Origin of the sequence: Streptomyces sp. NBC_01089, from assembly GCF_045162975.1 — a bacterium.
Taxonomy (GTDB): domain Bacteria; phylum Actinomycetota; class Actinomycetes; order Streptomycetales; family Streptomycetaceae; genus Streptomyces.
In genome coordinates this window covers 3,046,821-3,061,279 of the sequence record NZ_CP108660.1, presented here as the reverse complement: position 1 = coordinate 3,061,279, position 14,459 = coordinate 3,046,821, and the positions used below count along the sequence as shown (strand labels likewise).

At 71.7% G+C, this 14,459-nt stretch carries 14 protein-coding genes and 1 pseudogene; 5 read left to right on the top strand and 10 right to left on the bottom strand.

Going from position 1 to position 14,459, the window contains the following annotated elements:
* Nucleotides 1–6: 6 nt before the first annotated feature.
* The 6 genes and pseudogenes from OG510_RS13390 to OG510_RS13365 form a co-directional block, all read right to left on the bottom strand.
* Nucleotides 7–1,035: an amidohydrolase family protein gene (locus OG510_RS13390; protein WP_406136991.1), complete on the bottom strand. Its 1,029-nt coding sequence runs from the start codon at nt 1,033–1,035 to the stop codon at nt 7–9.
* A 2-nt stretch (nt 1,036–1,037) separates the two neighbouring features.
* On the bottom strand, nt 1,038–1,559 hold the full coding sequence (locus OG510_RS13385; protein ID WP_406136990.1) for a 3-hydroxyanthranilate 3,4-dioxygenase: 522 nt from the start codon (nt 1,557–1,559) through the stop codon (nt 1,038–1,040).
* Nucleotides 1,556–2,032: a RidA family protein gene (locus OG510_RS13380; protein ID WP_406136989.1), complete on the bottom strand. Its 477-nt coding sequence runs from the start codon at nt 2,030–2,032 to the stop codon at nt 1,556–1,558. Before OG510_RS13380 ends, OG510_RS13385 begins: the two co-directional genes overlap by 4 nt.
* The gene (locus OG510_RS13375; RefSeq protein WP_406142383.1) at nt 2,029–2,793 is read right to left on the bottom strand and encodes a 2-keto-4-pentenoate hydratase; all 765 of its coding nucleotides are present in this window, start codon (nt 2,791–2,793) and stop codon (nt 2,029–2,031) included. The genes OG510_RS13380 and OG510_RS13375 overlap by 4 nt, the downstream gene beginning before the upstream one ends.
* Nucleotides 2,794–2,934: 141 nt before the next feature.
* Nucleotides 2,935–3,738: pseudogene (locus OG510_RS13370) on the bottom strand (2-keto-4-pentenoate hydratase); the annotation flags it as partial.
* A 44-nt stretch (nt 3,739–3,782) separates the two neighbouring features.
* The gene (locus OG510_RS13365; protein WP_406136988.1) at nt 3,783–5,288 is read right to left on the bottom strand and encodes a 2-hydroxymuconic semialdehyde dehydrogenase; all 1,506 of its coding nucleotides are present in this window, start codon (nt 5,286–5,288) and stop codon (nt 3,783–3,785) included.
* Nucleotides 5,289–5,493: 205 nt separating this feature from the next.
* Here OG510_RS13365 and OG510_RS13360 point away from each other — a divergent pair, with 205 nt between their 5' ends.
* Nucleotides 5,494–6,750 carry a carboxylesterase family protein gene (locus OG510_RS13360; protein WP_406136987.1) on the top strand — a complete coding sequence of 419 codons (1,257 nt, stop codon included), beginning with the start codon at nt 5,494–5,496 and terminating at the stop codon, nt 6,748–6,750.
* Between the two features lie 62 nt (nt 6,751–6,812).
* Here the strand turns inward: OG510_RS13360 and OG510_RS13355 are convergent, their stop codons facing one another.
* The gene (locus OG510_RS13355) at nt 6,813–7,415 is read right to left on the bottom strand and encodes a nucleoside triphosphate pyrophosphatase (protein ID WP_406136986.1); all 603 of its coding nucleotides are present in this window, start codon (nt 7,413–7,415) and stop codon (nt 6,813–6,815) included.
* 64 nt (nt 7,416–7,479) lie between these two features.
* Nucleotides 7,480–7,608: a morphogenic membrane protein MmpB gene (gene mmpB / locus OG510_RS13350; RefSeq protein ID WP_275402786.1), complete on the bottom strand. Its 129-nt coding sequence runs from the start codon at nt 7,606–7,608 to the stop codon at nt 7,480–7,482.
* A 168-nt stretch (nt 7,609–7,776) separates the two neighbouring features.
* On the opposite strand from mmpB, the gene OG510_RS13345 reads away from it, so the two are divergent.
* Nucleotides 7,777–9,174, top strand: coding sequence for an amidohydrolase family protein (locus tag OG510_RS13345; protein ID WP_406136985.1), 1,398 nt, complete (start codon nt 7,777–7,779; stop codon nt 9,172–9,174).
* A gap of 19 nt (nt 9,175–9,193) precedes the next feature.
* Here OG510_RS13345 and OG510_RS13340 read toward each other — a convergent pair whose 3' ends face one another.
* Both OG510_RS13340 and OG510_RS13335 read right to left on the bottom strand, forming a co-directional pair.
* Nucleotides 9,194–9,400 (bottom strand): acyl-CoA carboxylase epsilon subunit, encoded by a 207-nt coding sequence (locus OG510_RS13340; RefSeq protein ID WP_406136984.1) that lies wholly within the window; start codon nt 9,398–9,400, stop codon nt 9,194–9,196.
* Nucleotides 9,401–9,456: 56 nt separating this feature from the next.
* A complete protein-coding gene (locus OG510_RS13335; protein WP_406136983.1) occupies nt 9,457–11,040 on the bottom strand; it encodes an acyl-CoA carboxylase subunit beta in 1,584 nt (527 codons plus the stop codon).
* Nucleotides 11,041–11,159: 119 nt separating this feature from the next.
* On the opposite strand from OG510_RS13335, the gene OG510_RS13330 reads away from it, so the two are divergent.
* From OG510_RS13330 to OG510_RS13320, 3 genes are all read left to right on the top strand, one after another.
* Complete coding sequence (locus OG510_RS13330) at nt 11,160–12,011, top strand: biotin--[acetyl-CoA-carboxylase] ligase (RefSeq protein WP_406136982.1); 852 nt, start codon at nt 11,160–11,162, stop codon at nt 12,009–12,011.
* A 198-nt stretch (nt 12,012–12,209) separates the two neighbouring features.
* A complete protein-coding gene (locus OG510_RS13325) occupies nt 12,210–13,373 on the top strand; it encodes an adenylate/guanylate cyclase domain-containing protein (protein ID WP_203599741.1) in 1,164 nt (387 codons plus the stop codon).
* A gap of 186 nt (nt 13,374–13,559) precedes the next feature.
* Complete coding sequence (locus OG510_RS13320; protein ID WP_406136981.1) at nt 13,560–14,384, top strand: enoyl-CoA hydratase/isomerase family protein; 825 nt, start codon at nt 13,560–13,562, stop codon at nt 14,382–14,384.
* Nucleotides 14,385–14,459: the final 75 nt, after the last annotated feature.

Genomic DNA, 14,459 nt, shown 5'->3' with positions numbered 1-14,459 from the left:
GCTCCTTCAGCCGGCTGCGCCTGCTGATCCCGCTGCTCCGGTTGCTCCCAGGAAGCGTTCCGCGTTGCCGTGGGTGATCAGCGCGCGGTCCGCGTCGGTGAGGAAGCCGCTCTTGCGTACGACGTCACCGACCGGGCGTTCGCCCAGCGGGTACGGGTAGTCGCTGCCCACCATCACCCGGTCGGCGCCGACCGTGTCGACCAGCAGCCGCAGGGCCCGGTCGTCGAAGACCACCGAGTCGACGTAGAACCGGCCGATGTAGTGCGACGGCGGGAACCGCGAGGTGCCGATGACGTCGTGGCGGCCGTGCCACGCGTTCTCCATCCGGCCCAGCCAGAAGGCGAACGACCCGCCGCCGTGCGCGAAGCAGATCTTCAGCCGGTCGTCGATCCGGTCGAAGACCCCGCCCAGGATCATCGCGAGGATCGACAGATGGGTCTCCGCGGGCATCGCGGTGAGCCACTGCGCCATCCAGCGGTCGAGCCGGGGCGAGCCCGCCATGTCCCAGGGGTGGACGAAGACCGGCACATCCAGCGACGCGCAGTGCTGGAAGAAGGTGACGACCCCTTCGCTGTCCAGGTCGAGGTCACCGACGTGGTTGCCGATCTCCACGCCCCGGTGGCCGTTGGCGATGCTGCGTTCCACCTCGCGGCAGGCCGCGTCGGTGTCCTGGAGCGGCACCTGGCAGAAGGGGATCAGCCTGTCCTGCGCCGGGGCGACGATCTCCAGGGCCAGATCGTTGAAGATCCGCGCGATCCTGGCGGCCTCGGCGCCGCTGCGGCCGTACTGGAAGAACGCCGGGGTGGGGGAGACCACCTGGGTCCCTACGCCGTCCTTGTCCATGTCGCGCAGCCGGGTCTCCGCGTCCCAGCAGTCCTGCTGGATCCGGCGGAACTCCCGGGTGCCCGTCATGATCATGGCCTCGGACTCGGACTCGATCCGCAGCCAGGGCGCGTCGGGTCCGGCGTCGGCCGCCAGATCGGGCCAGCCGCGCGGTACGTAGTGGGTGTGGATGTCGATCGTACGGTCGTCCACGGTCAGCCCTTCCCGGGGTGGAGAGCGCCGCACCGCGGGCAGCCCCGGGCCTTCTCGTCGTCGTAGAACCCGGCGAACACCGGCGGCAGATCGGCGACGATGTCCCGGACCTGGAGTTCGGTCTCATGGACGAGGGCCGCGCAGTCGGGGCAGTACCACTGGAAACGCTCCAGGGTCCCTTCCTCGCGTACCCGCTCGATGACCAGCCCGATCGAGGCGGGGTCGGGCCGCTGCGGGGAGTGCGGGAGGTTACCGGGCAGCAGCCATGCCTCGCCCTCCTTGATGTGCACGGTCCGCGGGCCGTCCTCGGCCATGACGTTGACGTGCATATCGCCCTTGACCTGGTAGAACCACTCCTCGTACGGGTCGAGGTGGTAGTCGGTCCGCTCGTTGGGGCCGCCGACGATCTGGACGATGAAGTCCTCGCCGAGTGACATGGTCCTGTTGTTCACCGGGGGCTTGAGCAGGTGCTCGTGCTCGGTGATCCAGCCCTGGAAATCGATGACCGGGGGGATGGCGGTCATGAGAGCACCTCCGTGCCGTGTGAATCTGTGCCGTGTGAATCCGTGCCGTGCGAATCTGTGCCGTGCGGCAGATGGGCCACCGCCTGGATCTCTATCAGCAGATGCGGGTGCGGCAGCTGGTGTACGGCGACCGTCGTCCGGGTCGGCCCCTGCTCGTCGAAGTACTCGCCGTAGACCTCGTTGTAGCCGCCGAAGTCGTTCATGGAGACCAGATACGTGGTGAGCTGGGCGATGTCCGACAGCTCCGCGCCGACCTCGGCGAGGATGGCCCGGATGTTCTCGATCACGGCGCGGGTCTGCGCCCTGATGTCCAGCCGGGTGGTGCCCAGTTCGTCGGCCTCGGCGCCCACGAAGGTGTTGTCCGGCCTGCGCGAGCTGGTGCCCGACACATAGACGACACCGCCGACGACCTTCACATGCGGGAACCTGCCGCGCGGAGTGGCCCGGCCCTTGATCACCTGTGCGCCGCTCATCGGACTCCCTTCAGTGACACCGAGCCGAGCCCGGCGACGTCGCAGGTGGTGACCCCTGCGGTCAGTGGGACAGCGGCTGTTGCCGCTCCCGCCAGCACGACGTGGCCGGCCCGCAGCGGGATGGAGCGGCGGCGGCACATGTCGAGGAGTGCGTGCAGCGCGCGCACCGGGTCGCCGAGAACGGCGGCCGTCGAGCCGGTCGCCTCGGCCGTGGCGGTGCGCAGCCGGACCGCGCGGTTGGCCGCCTCGCCGACGGGGCGCCAGGGGCCGATCGCGTAGCCGGCGGCCGATGTGTTGTCCGCGACGACATCGCCGTAGGTGAACCGGAAGTCCCGGTAACGGGAGTCGATGATCTCGATCGCCGGTGCCATCGCGTCCACACAGGACTCGATGTCCGTCAGCGGGTCGTCCGGGTCGACGTCGCGGCAGAGCCGGTACGCGACCTCAGGCTCCGCCTTGGGGTGGATGAAGCGGTCGAGCGCCACGTCCTCGCCGTCCACGATCCGCATCGCGTCGGTCAGCCGGCCGACGATCACGTCGGACACGCCCATCTGAGCCATCTTCGCCTTGCTGGTGAAGCCCAGTTTCACGCCGGTGACGCGCTCGCCGCGCGCCTGCCTGCGGGCCAGCAGCGCCGCCTGCACCGCGTACGCGTCGTCGATGCCGAAGGTGTGGGTGTCGGCGAGGCTCGGTGTGTCGGCCCGGGAGGTCTGCGCCGCGTCGAGCCGTGCGGCCAGACCGTCCACGGTGGCAGCGTCGATGCGCTGCTCCGGGCCTGCGGTGGTCCCGGCGGCGGCCACCGGCCGCTCCCGCCCGCCGGTTTCCTCGGCCTTCTCGGTCTTCCCGGCCTTCTGGGGCGTCTTCGCCGTGCCCGTGCCCGTGCCCGTGGCCGTCTCCGCGGTCTCGGCCGCCTCCTCGATGACGGCCTCGACCTCGCCCAGCCCGTCCAGGAGGAGCCGGAACCGGCCCGGCCCGCCGACCGGCACCATCGGGCCGAGCGCGCCGGACATGACCACGTCGCCCGCGCGCAACGGCCGCCCGCGTTCGATGAGTTCGCGTGCCAGCCAGGCGACCGCGACGGCCGGTGAGCCGAGGCAGGCGTGACCGGCGCCGAACGCGACCGGCTCGCCGTCCCGCTGGAGCGTCATCCCGACCCGCGCGAGGTCGAGGCCGGCCGGCGAGTACGGGGTGGCACCGAGGACGACCGCGCCGCTGGAGGCGTTGTCCGCCACCGTGTCCGCGAGGGACAGGTCCCAGCCGGCGATCCGGGAGTCCACGATCTCGATGGCGGGGAGCACGAACTCGGTGGCCCGCAGGACATCGGCGACGCCCGCGCCCGGCCGGTCGATGTCGCGGCCCAGCACGAAGGCGATCTCGCCCTCGGCGCGCGGCTGGAGGAACCGGCCGAGCGGCAGGGGCTCGGTGTGGGCGTACACCATGTCGTCGAAGAGCACCCCGAAGTCCGGCTGGTCCACGCCGAACTGCTGCTGTACGACAGGGGCGGTGAGCCCGATCTTGGCGCCCACGACCCGGGCACCGGCCGCGCTCCTGGCGTCGCCGAGCCGCCGCTGCACCTCAAGGGCGGCGTCCAGATCCGTACCGCCGATGAACTCCCTGACGGGCGCGCACGGCGTACGGGTGGCTGCGGCTCCGGCGAGCCGCGCGACCGCGGAGCCGATCCGGTCGGAGAGCTCAGTGCCGGCCAGGGCGGGCGGCTCCGTGCCGGCCCCGGCGGGGGAGTGGTGATCGTTCACAGCTGTACGCACACATTCGTCGGCTCGGTGTAGAAGTGCATCGATGACGCGCCGCCCTCCCGGCCGATGCCGGAGAGTCCGGTACCGCCGAAGGGGGAGCGCAGGTCGCGCAGGAACCAGGTGTTGACCCAGGCCATGCCGGTGTCCATCGCCTGGGCCACCCGGTGGCCGCGGCGCAGGTCGTTGGTCCAGACGGAGGCCGCGAGGCCGTACTCGGTGTCGTTGGCGAGCGCGATGGCCTCCTCCTCGGTGTCGAAGGGGATCAGCGCGGCCACCGGGCCGAAGATCTCCTCGCGTACGGGGCGGTCCGCGTGGGTCAGCCCCGTCCAGAGCGTCGGCTCGATCCAGGAGCCGCCCGAAAGCTCCGGGCCCAGCTCCGGCACCCCGCCGCCGGTGAGGACCTTCGCCCCGGCCTGTTCGGCCAGGTCGAAGTAGCCCAGCACCTTGGCGCGGTGGGCCTGTGAGATCAGCGGTCCCGTGGTGGTCCGTTCGTCGCCCGGTGCGCCGAGGCGCAGGGCGCGGGCGCGCTCGGCCAGCCCGTCCGCGATGTCCGCGAACACCGAACGCTGGACGTACACCCGCTCCGTACAGAGGCAGACCTGCCCGGTGTTGGTGAAGACGGACCGGGCCAGTCCGGTGAGCGCCTCGTCGGTGTCGACGTCGTCGAAGACGATGGCGGCGTTCTTGCCGCCCAGTTCGAAGGAGACCGGGCGCACGCGGGGCGCGACGGTCTTCATCACCTGCGATCCGGTGGCGGACGAACCGGTGAAGGTCACCCCGTCGATCCCCGGATGGGAGGTCAGATACGCGCCCGCGGAGTCGGCGCCGAAGCCGTGGACCACGTTGTACACCCCTGCGGGCAGGCCGGCTTCGGCCAGTACATCGGCCAGCAGCGCCGCGGTGGCGGGTGTCTCCTCGCTGGGCTTGACGACCACCGCGTTGCCGCAGGCGAGCGCCGGGGCGACCTTCCAGGTCAGCAGCAGGAGCGGCAGGTTCCACGGCACGATGACCGCGACGACGCCGAGCGGCTTGCGCACCGCGTAGTTGAGGGCCTGCCGGCCGCCGGGGAGGTCGGTGAGGAAGGACTCCTGGCCGGCTGCGGCGACCACATCAGCGAAGCTGCGGAAGTTCGACACGGCCCGTGCGACGTCCAGCGACCGTGCCTGGGTCACCGGCTTGCCGGTGTCGGCGACCTCGGCGGCCACGAACTCGTCGAAGCGCGCCTCGATCCGGTCGGCGGCCCGCCGCAGCAGCGCGGTCCGCTCCGCGACCGGCGTGCTCGCCCAGCCGTCGTGGAGGGCCCGCCTGGCTCCCCGTACGGCCCGGTCGACCAGCGATCTGTCCGCCTCGTGCACCCGGGCGAACACCCGGCCGGTCGCCGGGTCCACCTTGTCGAAGCCACGGACCGTGCCCTTGGGGCCCTCCGGGTCCACATACCGTCCGTCCACGAAGTTGCGGATCCACCGCCCTGCATCTGCCGCATCCGCCGTATCTGCCGTCATGCGTCCCACTGTGATCCGCCCAGCCATGCCGGACAAATGCACTTCCTGTGCCAGGCCATAAGCAGATGGGTATACCTGGATGCGCTATACCCGGGCGGCTATGGGCCACCCCGGTTCCGGTATTGGTGTGTCATGGCGTACGGCGTCACGATCCACAGAGCATCCACGGATGTGTCCACGGATGTATCCACGCAGGAGGTATGAGATGACGCGCTCCGGTACGGGGCCGACCGGGACCGGGCTGCCGGGAGCGGAGCTGATCAGGTCGGGCCCCATCCGTTATGCGACGGCGGAGCGCTTCGGGCGGCCGCGCGCCGTGGCGGCAGGGGACACCCGCCCGGCCCGGGGCGAGATCTGCCCCCAGCCGCCCTCGCGGCTCGACGCGGTGATGGGCCCGCCCCACGACCGCCGCCCCCAGGGCGAGGACTGTCTTCAGCTGACCGTCACCACCCCGGCCAGGGACGGCGGGGCCCGCCCGGTGCTGGTCTGGTTCCACGGCGGCGGGTTCAGCAGCGGCGCCGGGCTCATGGACTGGTACGACGGCGGCGCGCTCGCCGCCGAGGGCGATGTGGTGGTCGTCGGCGTCAACTACCGGCTGGGCGCGCTCGGTTACCTCTGCCTCGACGGGGTCAGCGAGGGGAACCTCGGCCTCTACGACCAGCTCGAAGCGCTCCGCTGGGTGCGGGAGCACATCGCCGGGTACGGCGGCGACCCCGGCAGCGTCACCGTCTTCGGTCAGTCGGCCGGCGGTATCTCGATCCGGCTGCTCATGGAGATGGACGAAGCCCGGGGGCTGTTCGGCCGGGCGGTCCTGCAGAGCGCCCCGCCGGCACTCGCCGAACGCTCCCGTGAGGACGCCGAGGCGCTCGGGCGGATCTTCGCCGAACACCTCGCCGCGCGGGGCGAGTCCCCGTCGACGGCGGGCCACGCTGCGCTGCTCGACGCGCAGCGGGAGACCGCGGTGGCCCATGGGCGCAGGTCGGGCAGCACTCTGGAGCCTCCTTTCGGCCCGGTCGCCGGCGTGCTCGGCCGGGACGGCGCGGCCTTCGGCCGGAACGTCCGGGGCCTCGATGTCCTGTACGGCTGGAACGCCGACGACATGACCGCCTTCCCCGGCGAGCAGGGCGACCCGGCGGAGCTGACCGCGCTGACGTACGCGGCCCCGCTCGCGGAGCTGGGCGGCCGGCTCGTACGGGCCGGGGCGCGCGTGCACGCGTACCGTCTCGACTGGCGCCCGGCGGGCTCGGCCCTCGGTGCGACGCACTGCGTGGAGCTGCCGCTGCTGCTGGGCGGCCGGGACGCCTGGCGGGGCGCGCCGATGCTGGGCGACACCCCCTGGGAGGAGGTCGCCGCGCTCGGCGCCGCACTGCGTGCCACCTGGCTCGGCTTCGCACGGACCGGGGTCCCCGGGGCGGCGCCTGAGCCGCTGCGCTGCGCCGAGGGGCCGGTTCCGGTTCCCTGAGGGGAGTTACTTGAGGGGAGTCCCTGGAGGGTGATCGGTGCGCGGGTACGGCGGGCCGCCGCTCAGACCCAGAGGTCCGTCATCGACACGTCGAGTCCGGCCAGCAGCCTGCGCAGCAGCGGCAGGGAGAGGCCGATGACATTGCCGTGGTCGCCCTCGATGGAGTCGATGAACGGCGCGGAGCGGCCGTCGAGGGTGAAGGCCCCCGCGACATGGAGCGGTTCGCCGCTCGCCACATAAGCGGCGACCTCGGCGTCCGTCGGCTCGCCGAAGCGGACCGTGGTGGAGGCGGTGGCCGACACACTGCGCCCCGTCGCGGTGTCGATGACGCAGTGGCCGGTCTGCAGGACGCCCGCGCGGCCGCGCATGGACATCCAGCGCGCGGTGGCCTCCTCGGCGTCGGCGGGCTTGCCGAGCGCCTCGCCGTCCAGTTCGAGCACGGAGTCGCAGCCGATGACCAGGGCGCCGGCCGCGGCGTCCCGGGCGGCCACCGACCGTGCCTTGGCCTCGGCCAGGACGAGGGCGAGTTCGGCGGGGGTGGGGGCGCTGATCGCGTCCTCGTCCACACCGCTGACGATCACCTCGGGGTCGAGTCCGGCATTGCGGAGCAGTCCGAGGCGGGCGGGCGATGCGGAACCGAGCACGAGGCGGCGCTGAGCAGTCATGGGGACATCGTATGACCGCGCATCGGGGAGCCGGGACGGCCGGAACGGGACCGGGCCCGCCGGGTCAGCGCAGCCCGGCCACGGCCATCACCAGAATCACCGCCGCGGCGAGGACGAGACCCGCACGGCGCAGCATCGCCTGTACGTCTCGCAGCTCCTTGGGAGGTCTGTCCTCCGGGTCGGACCACAGCATGCATTCGATGGTGCGGCCGCGGAGGGGTCCGGCGCCTGAGTACGGGTACTCAGGCTGCCCGGACGAGTCGGACTCCTCCCCTTGCATGACGGCCCGTCAGTTGGCCGGAAGCCGCCTTACGGTGCTGTGTCCTGACCGGGATATAAAAATGGAATGAACTTTCCGAAAATGAGCCGACGTAGCGTTCTCGCAGGTCTGGGCAGTGTTCCGCTGGCGGCAGCCGCCGGGTTACCGGCCGCCGCCCGCGATCGGCCGGGCGGCCACAGCGAGCGGCCGGGCGAGCGGCGTACCACGGTGCTGCGCGGCGCCGACCTCGTCCTGACCATGGACCCCGGCGTCGGCGAAGGCGTCCTGGGCACGATGGAGGGCGGCACCGACGTCCTGCTGCGGGACGGGAAGATCGCCGCTGTGGGGAGAGGGCTCGATGTGCCGCACGGCGCACGGGTCGTGGACGCCACCGGCAAGCTGGTCCTGCCTGGCTTCGTCGACATCCACAACCACCTCTGGCAGTCGAGCATCCGCGGCGGCTGCTCCGACCAGGACGTGACCGGCTGGCTGGCGGCCTGCAACCGGACCGTCCTGCCGAAGATCGACGCCCAGGACATGTACGGCTTCGTCCATCTCGCGGCCCTGGACGCCCTGCAGACCGGTGTGACCACCGTCGTGGACTGGGTGCACCCCATCCCGTACGACACGAGCGAGCGCTATGTGCGCGCCCTGCACGACTCGGGGCTGCGGTTCGTCTACGCGATGACGCAGAGCGGCGCCGACCGCCATCTGATCCCCGAGGTGAAGAAGGACTTCCTCGATCCGCTGCCGCTGGCCTCCGCCCAGGTCGCAGTGCACGCCGGCATGGCCGAGATCAAGGATCTGCGGCTGCTGCACGAGGTCTCACGCGACCTCGGCCTGATGATCAACTCCCATGTGCTGGAGAACAGGAACGACCGCGAGGACGAGCAGATCCGCGCCCTGCGCGAGGTCGGCGCCTTCGGTCCCGAGCTCCTGATGAACCACGCCATCCACCTCACCGACGACGAGATCGCGCTGACCGGCGACCACGATGTGCGGGTGGCGCACTGCCCGCTCAGCAATATGCGGCTGGCCTCCGGCATCATGCCGCTGCCCGCGATGCACCGGCGCGGCATCCGGGCCGGCCTCGGCCACGACGGCGGCACCAACGACACATCCGACATGTTCAACGTGATGAAGGCGGCCGTCGGGCTCCAGCGGGCGCTCCACCAGGACGCCGAGATCCACCCGACCATCCCGGCCGTGCTGCGGCTCGCCACGATGGGCGGCGCCGAGTGCATCGGGATGGCGGACCGGATCGGATCACTGACACCGGGCAAGCGCGCCGACGTACTGGTCCTGGACCCCGGCACGCTCAACTTCGCCCCGCGCTTCGACTGGATCAGCCAGATCGTCCTCAACGGGCAGCCGCCGAACGTCAGCGAGGTCTTCATCGACGGCTGTCTGCGCAAGTCGGGCGGCGAGCTGCTGAACGTGGACACCGAGCGGGTGGTCCGCGCGGCGGAGCGGGCGGCGGCGCACGTACGCGCCGCCTGACCCGCCCGGCCGGTAGCCGCTATCCCGGCCAGTAGGTGCGTGCCCAGGCCCGCGGTCCCGGCTGCTGTATCCGGTGGCGGGCGATGCGCGCCGGGTCGGACCACTCCTCGGGCGGCAGCGGCGGTCCTGACGGTACGGAGGCTGCCGCGGCGGCACGCGCCTGGACCACCGCCACCGCGGCGGCCAGCTCCTCCGGGGTCGGGTTTCCCCGTACGACCTTGATCATCGTCGAGCCCTTCGTGGGGATGGGTAGAGGGTGGACAGCGGGTCGGGAGGCGGAGCCTAGAGGGGGATGTTGCCGTGCTTCTTCGGCGGCAGCGACTCCCGCTTCGTACGCAGCTGACGCAGCCCCCGCACGATGTGCCGACGGGTCTCGGACGGCATGATCACCGCGTCGACATAGCCGCGTTCGGCCGCGACGTACGGGTTGAGCAGCGTGTCCTCGTACTCCTGGATCAGCCCGGCCCGGGTCGCCTCGGCGTCGTCCGCCGCCGCGATGGTGCGCCGGTGCAGGATGTTCACCGCGCCCTGCGCGCCCATGACGGCGATCTGCGCGGTCGGCCAGGCGACGTTGAGGTCGGCGCCCAGGTGCTTGGAGCCCATCACGTCGTACGCGCCGCCGAACGCCTTGCGGGTGATCACCGTGATCAGCGGCACCGTGGCCTCCGCGTACGCGAAGATCAGCTTGGCGCCGCGCCGGATGATGCCGCCGTACTCCTGGTCCACACCCGGCAGGAAGCCGGGCACGTCCACGAAGGTGATGACCGGGACGTTGAACGCGTCGCAGGTACGGACGAAACGCGCCGCCTTCTCCGACGCGTTGATGTCCAGACAGCCCGCGAACTGCATCGGCTGGTTGGCCACGATGCCGACCGGATGCCCCTCGACCCGGCCGAAACCGGTCAGGATGTTCGGCGCGAACAGGCTCTGGGTCTCCAGGAACTCGGCGTCGTCCAGCACATGCTCGATGGCCGTGTGCATGTCGTACGGCTGGTTCGCCGAGTCCGGGATGAGCGTGTCCAGCTCCCGGTCCACGTCCGAGGTCTCCAGGCCCGCCTCCTCCGGGAAGGCGGGCGCGTCGGAGAGGTTGTTCGAAGGGAGGTAGGAGAGCAGCGACTTGACGTACTCGATCGCGTCCTTCTCGTCGCCCGCCATGTGGTGCGCCACACCGGACGTGGTGTTGTGCGTACGGGCGCCGCCCAGCTCCTCGAAGCCGACGTCCTCACCCGTGACCGTCTTGATGACGTCGGGCCCCGTGATGAACATGTGCGAGGTCTGGTCGACCATCACCGTGAAGTCGGTGATCGCGGGCGAGTACACGGCGCCGCCGGCGCACGGGCCGACGATCAGGCTGATCTGCGGGATCACACCCGACGCGTGGACGTTGCGGCGGAAGATCTCGGCGAACAGCCCGAGCGCGGCCACACCCTCCTGGATCCGGGCGCCGCCGCCGTCGTTGATCCCGATGATGGGGCAGCCGGTCTTCATGGCGAAGTCCATGACCTTGACGATCTTCTCGCCGTAGACCTCGCCGAGCGAGCCGCCGAAGATGGTGAAGTCCTGCGAGTAGACACAGACCGGGCGGCCGTCGACCGTGCCGTACCCGGTCACCACTCCGTCGCCGTACGGGCGGTTCTTCTCGATGCCGAAGTTGGTGGAGCGGTGCCGGGCGAACTCGTCCAGCTCCGTGAACGACCCCTCGTCGAGGAGCAGTTCCACCCGCTCACGGGCGGTCAGCTTGCCCTTGGCGTGCTGCTTCTCCACCGCACGCGCCGAACCGGCGTGTGTCGCCTCTTCGATGCGGTGCTGAAGATCCGCGAGCTTCCCCGCGGTGGTGTGCACGTTGATCTCTTCCGGCTCGGACATCGGGATGCGGCTCCCTGGGTGCTCAGGCGTATGACAGGGCGTTTCGGCTACTTGCACGTAGCGTATCGGCGCTGGTGCGCCTCGGCAGTGCGTCGTTTGCCACACCTACTGTGGGTTGCATGACGTCATCCGATGTACCTGACAACCGCTGGTCGGACCTGGAACGGCCGCCGCTGAACGCGACGGCCCTGCGCCGCGCGCTGGTTCGGCCGGGATCGCTGTGGACCTCACTCGACGTGGTCGCGTCCACCGGGTCCACCAACTCCGACCTCAGGGAGCGGGCCGCCGGTCTTGACGAGGGCGCGGTGCTGGTGGCCGAGGAGCAGAGCGCGGCCCGCGGGCGGCTGGACCGCGTCTGGTCGGCGCCCGCGCGGTCCGGGCTCTTCGTCTCCGTACTCCTGCGGCCCTCCCCGCGGATCCCGGCCGAGCGCTGGGGGTGGCTGCCGCTGCTCACCGGGGTCGCGGTGGCCGCAGGTCTCTCCCGGGCGGCCGGGATCGACACCGCGCTGAAATGGCCGAACGACCTGCTCGTCACCGTCGAAGGCGCCGAGCGGAAGGCGGGCGGCATCCTCGCCGAACGCACCGCCGACGGCGCCGTCGTGATCGGTTTCGGCCTCAACGTCTCGCTCCGCGCCGAGGAACTGCCCGTCCCCACCGCGGGCTCCCTGGCACTCGCCGGGGCGGTCACCACCGACCGCGACCCGCTGCTGCGCGCCGTACTGCGCTCCCTGGAGCAGTGGTACGGAGAGTGGCGCGCCGCGGACGGCGACCCGGCGGCCTCCCGGCTCCAGGAGGCGTACGCGGCGGGCTGCTCCACCCTGGGCCGCACGGTGCGGGCCGAGCTGCCCGGCGGCGCCTCGCTGACCGGGGAGGCCGTCGCCGTCGACGGTGACGGCCGGCTGGTCCTGGCCACCGAGAACGGGGTGCAGCCGGTCGGCGCGGGTGACATCGTGCATCTGCGGCCGGTCTGATCACCGGCTTTCCGTCCGGCGCCGGTTTCCGTCCGGCACCGGCCTTCCGGCGGGGCGGGCACCGGTTCCACGGCCGGTGCGCGGCCGGTCCGAGCTGCGCCAGCACGTGAGCTACGGCACACCTGCCGTATGGTTGAGGCGATCCGCGGGCAGATCAGCACGGAGCGTCGGCCAGATCGGCAGGGCAGTGCGCAGGGAATGGGCAGGAGGCGGCAGGTGACCGTCGACAACATCTCGTCGGGCGCGGACGAGGAGCCCCCTTTCTCTCCGTACCGCACCCCCCACCATGAGGTCGATCACACCGCGGAGCCGACCAACGATCCGCTCGCGATCCGTCTCGAACAGCTGATCCTCGGCGCCGACCGCCGCTACACGCCCTTCCAGGCCGCCCGTACGGCCGGAGTCTCGATGGAGCTGGCGTCCCGCTTCTGGCGGGCCATGGGCTTCCCTGACATCGGCCAGGCCAAGGCGCTCACCGAGGCGGACGTGCTGGCGCTGCGCCGCCTCGCCGGACTCGTGGAGGCCGGGCTGCTGAGCGAGCCGATGGCCGTCCAGGTCGCGCGGTCGACCGGCCAGACCACCGCCCGCCTCGCCGAATGGCAGATCGACTCCTTCCTGGCCGGGCTCACCGAGCCCCCCGAGCCGGGGATGACCCGCACCGAGGTCACCTACCCGCTGGTCGAGCTGCTGCTGCCGGAGCTGGAGGAGTTCCTGCGCTATGTGTGGCGGCGCCAGCTGGCGGCCGCCACCGGACGGGTCGTGCAGGCCGCGGACGACGAGGAGATGGTCGACCGCAGGCTCGCGGTGGGCTTCGCCGACCTCGTCGGCTTCACCCGGCTGACCCGGCGCCTGGAGGAGGAGGAGCTGGGCGAGCTGGTCGAGGCGTTCGAGACGACCTGCGCCGACCTGGTCGCCGCGCACGGCGGCCGGCTCATCAAGACCCTCGGCGACGAGGTGCTGTACGCGGCGGACGACGCCGGGACGGCCGCCGAGATCGCGCTGCGGCTCATCGAGACCATGAGCAACGACGAGACCATGCCCGAACTGCGGGTCGGAATCGCCTTCGGCACCGTCACGACCCGGATGGGTGATGTGTTCGGCACGACGGTCAACCTGGCGTCCAGGCTCACCTCGATAGCGCCCAAGGACACCGTCCTGGTGGACGGCGCGCTCGCCGAGGAACTGGGGCGCCACGGTGACGCCCCGGTCTCCGAGTCGGAAGCCGCGGCCGAGACCGAGCGCGCGGAGAAGGACGGCGAGGAGCCGCCCGTCTACCGCTTCGCGCTCCAGCCGATGTGGCAGCGGCCGGTGCGCGGGCTCGGCGTGGTCGAGCCGTGGCTGCTCACCCGCCGTACGACCTGACCGTGCCGTGCCGTGCCGTGCCGTGACGTGACGTGACGTGACGTGGCGGGGCCGGGCGTACGGGACCGGGCAGGCCGGTACGGCGTGACGCGCTCCGGTTGCCGTACGGCGTGATGCGCTCCGGCGTGCGGGGCCGGCCGCCGCCGGGGGCTGACGCCCGTACGGTCCGCGGCCTATCGTGCCCGGATGACCTCAGAAATCTCAGATACTGGAACGGGCGCCGCGGACGAGCGGCGGTTCGGCGAGTACGTCGCCGTGCGCCGGCACGGCCATGTCGCCGAGCTGGTCCTGGACCGGCCCAAGGCGATGAACGCCGTGTCGACCGCGATGGCCCGGTCCATCGCGGCGGCCTGCGACGCGCTGGCCGCCGACCCGTCGGCGCGGACCGTGGTGCTGACCTCCACCCACGACCGGGCCTTCTGCGTGGGCGCCGACCTCAAGGAGCGCAACTCCCTCACGGACGCCGAGCTGGTGCGCCAGCGCCCCACCGCGCGCGCCGCGTACACCGGCGTACTGGAGCTGCCGATGCCCACCGTGGCCGCCGTGCACGGCTTCGCGCTGGGCGGCGGGTTCGAGCTGGCACTCTCCTGCGATCTGATCGTCGCCGACGGGACCGCCGTGGTCGGTCTGCCCGAGGTGTCGGTCGGGGTGATCCCCGGCGGCGGCGGTACGCAGCTGCTGCCGCGCCGGGTCGGCGCCGCCCGCGCGGCCGAGCTGGTGTTCAGCGCCCGGCGGGTGGAGTCGGCCGAGGCGCGCGAGCTGGGCCTCGTCGACATCCTGGCCGACGACGCCCGCACCGGAGCCCTGGAGCTCGCGGGCCGTATCGCGGCCAACTCGCCGGTCGGGCTGCGGGCGGCCAAGCGGGCGCTGCGGCTGGGGCACGGGCTCGATCTGCGCGCCGGTCTTGAGGTCGAGGACGCGGCCTGGCGGTCGGTGGCCTTCTCCGGTGACCGCGCCGAGGGCGTGGCGGCGTTCAACGAGAAGCGGAAGCCGCAGTGGCCCGGCGAGTGAGGGCCCGCGGGGGACAGGCCCGTACGGCTGTCTGTCACTGCCTGTAACGTATAACTACTCAAAAGCCGCACATCG

Bases quoted from the DNA above. Each gene is read 5' to 3' on its own strand.
- OG510_RS13330 (WP_406136982.1), top strand. From the start codon at position 11,160: ATGACGTCATCCGATGTACCTGACAACCGCTGGTCGGACCTGGAACGG.
- mmpB (WP_275402786.1), bottom strand. From the start codon at position 7,608: ATGCTGTGGTCCGACCCGGAGGACAGACCTCCCAAGGAGCTGCGAGAC.
- OG510_RS13320 (WP_406136981.1), top strand. From the start codon at position 13,560: ATGACCTCAGAAATCTCAGATACTGGAACGGGCGCCGCGGACGAGCGG.
- OG510_RS13380 (WP_406136989.1), bottom strand. From the start codon at position 2,032: ATGAGCGGCGCACAGGTGATCAAGGGCCGGGCCACTCCGCGCGGCAGG.
- OG510_RS13340 (WP_406136984.1), bottom strand. From the start codon at position 9,400: ATGATCAAGGTCGTACGGGGAAACCCGACCCCGGAGGAGCTGGCCGCC.
- OG510_RS13360 (WP_406136987.1), top strand. From the start codon at position 5,494: ATGACGCGCTCCGGTACGGGGCCGACCGGGACCGGGCTGCCGGGAGCG.
- OG510_RS13325 (WP_203599741.1), top strand. From the start codon at position 12,210: ATGGGCAGGAGGCGGCAGGTGACCGTCGACAACATCTCGTCGGGCGCG.
- OG510_RS13335 (WP_406136983.1), bottom strand. From the start codon at position 11,040: ATGTCCGAGCCGGAAGAGATCAACGTGCACACCACCGCGGGGAAGCTC.
- OG510_RS13365 (WP_406136988.1), bottom strand. From the start codon at position 5,288: ATGACGGCAGATACGGCGGATGCGGCAGATGCAGGGCGGTGGATCCGC.
- OG510_RS13385 (WP_406136990.1), bottom strand. From the start codon at position 1,559: ATGACCGCCATCCCCCCGGTCATCGATTTCCAGGGCTGGATCACCGAG.
- OG510_RS13355 (WP_406136986.1), bottom strand. From the start codon at position 7,415: ATGACTGCTCAGCGCCGCCTCGTGCTCGGTTCCGCATCGCCCGCCCGC.
- OG510_RS13345 (WP_406136985.1), top strand. From the start codon at position 7,777: ATGAGCCGACGTAGCGTTCTCGCAGGTCTGGGCAGTGTTCCGCTGGCG.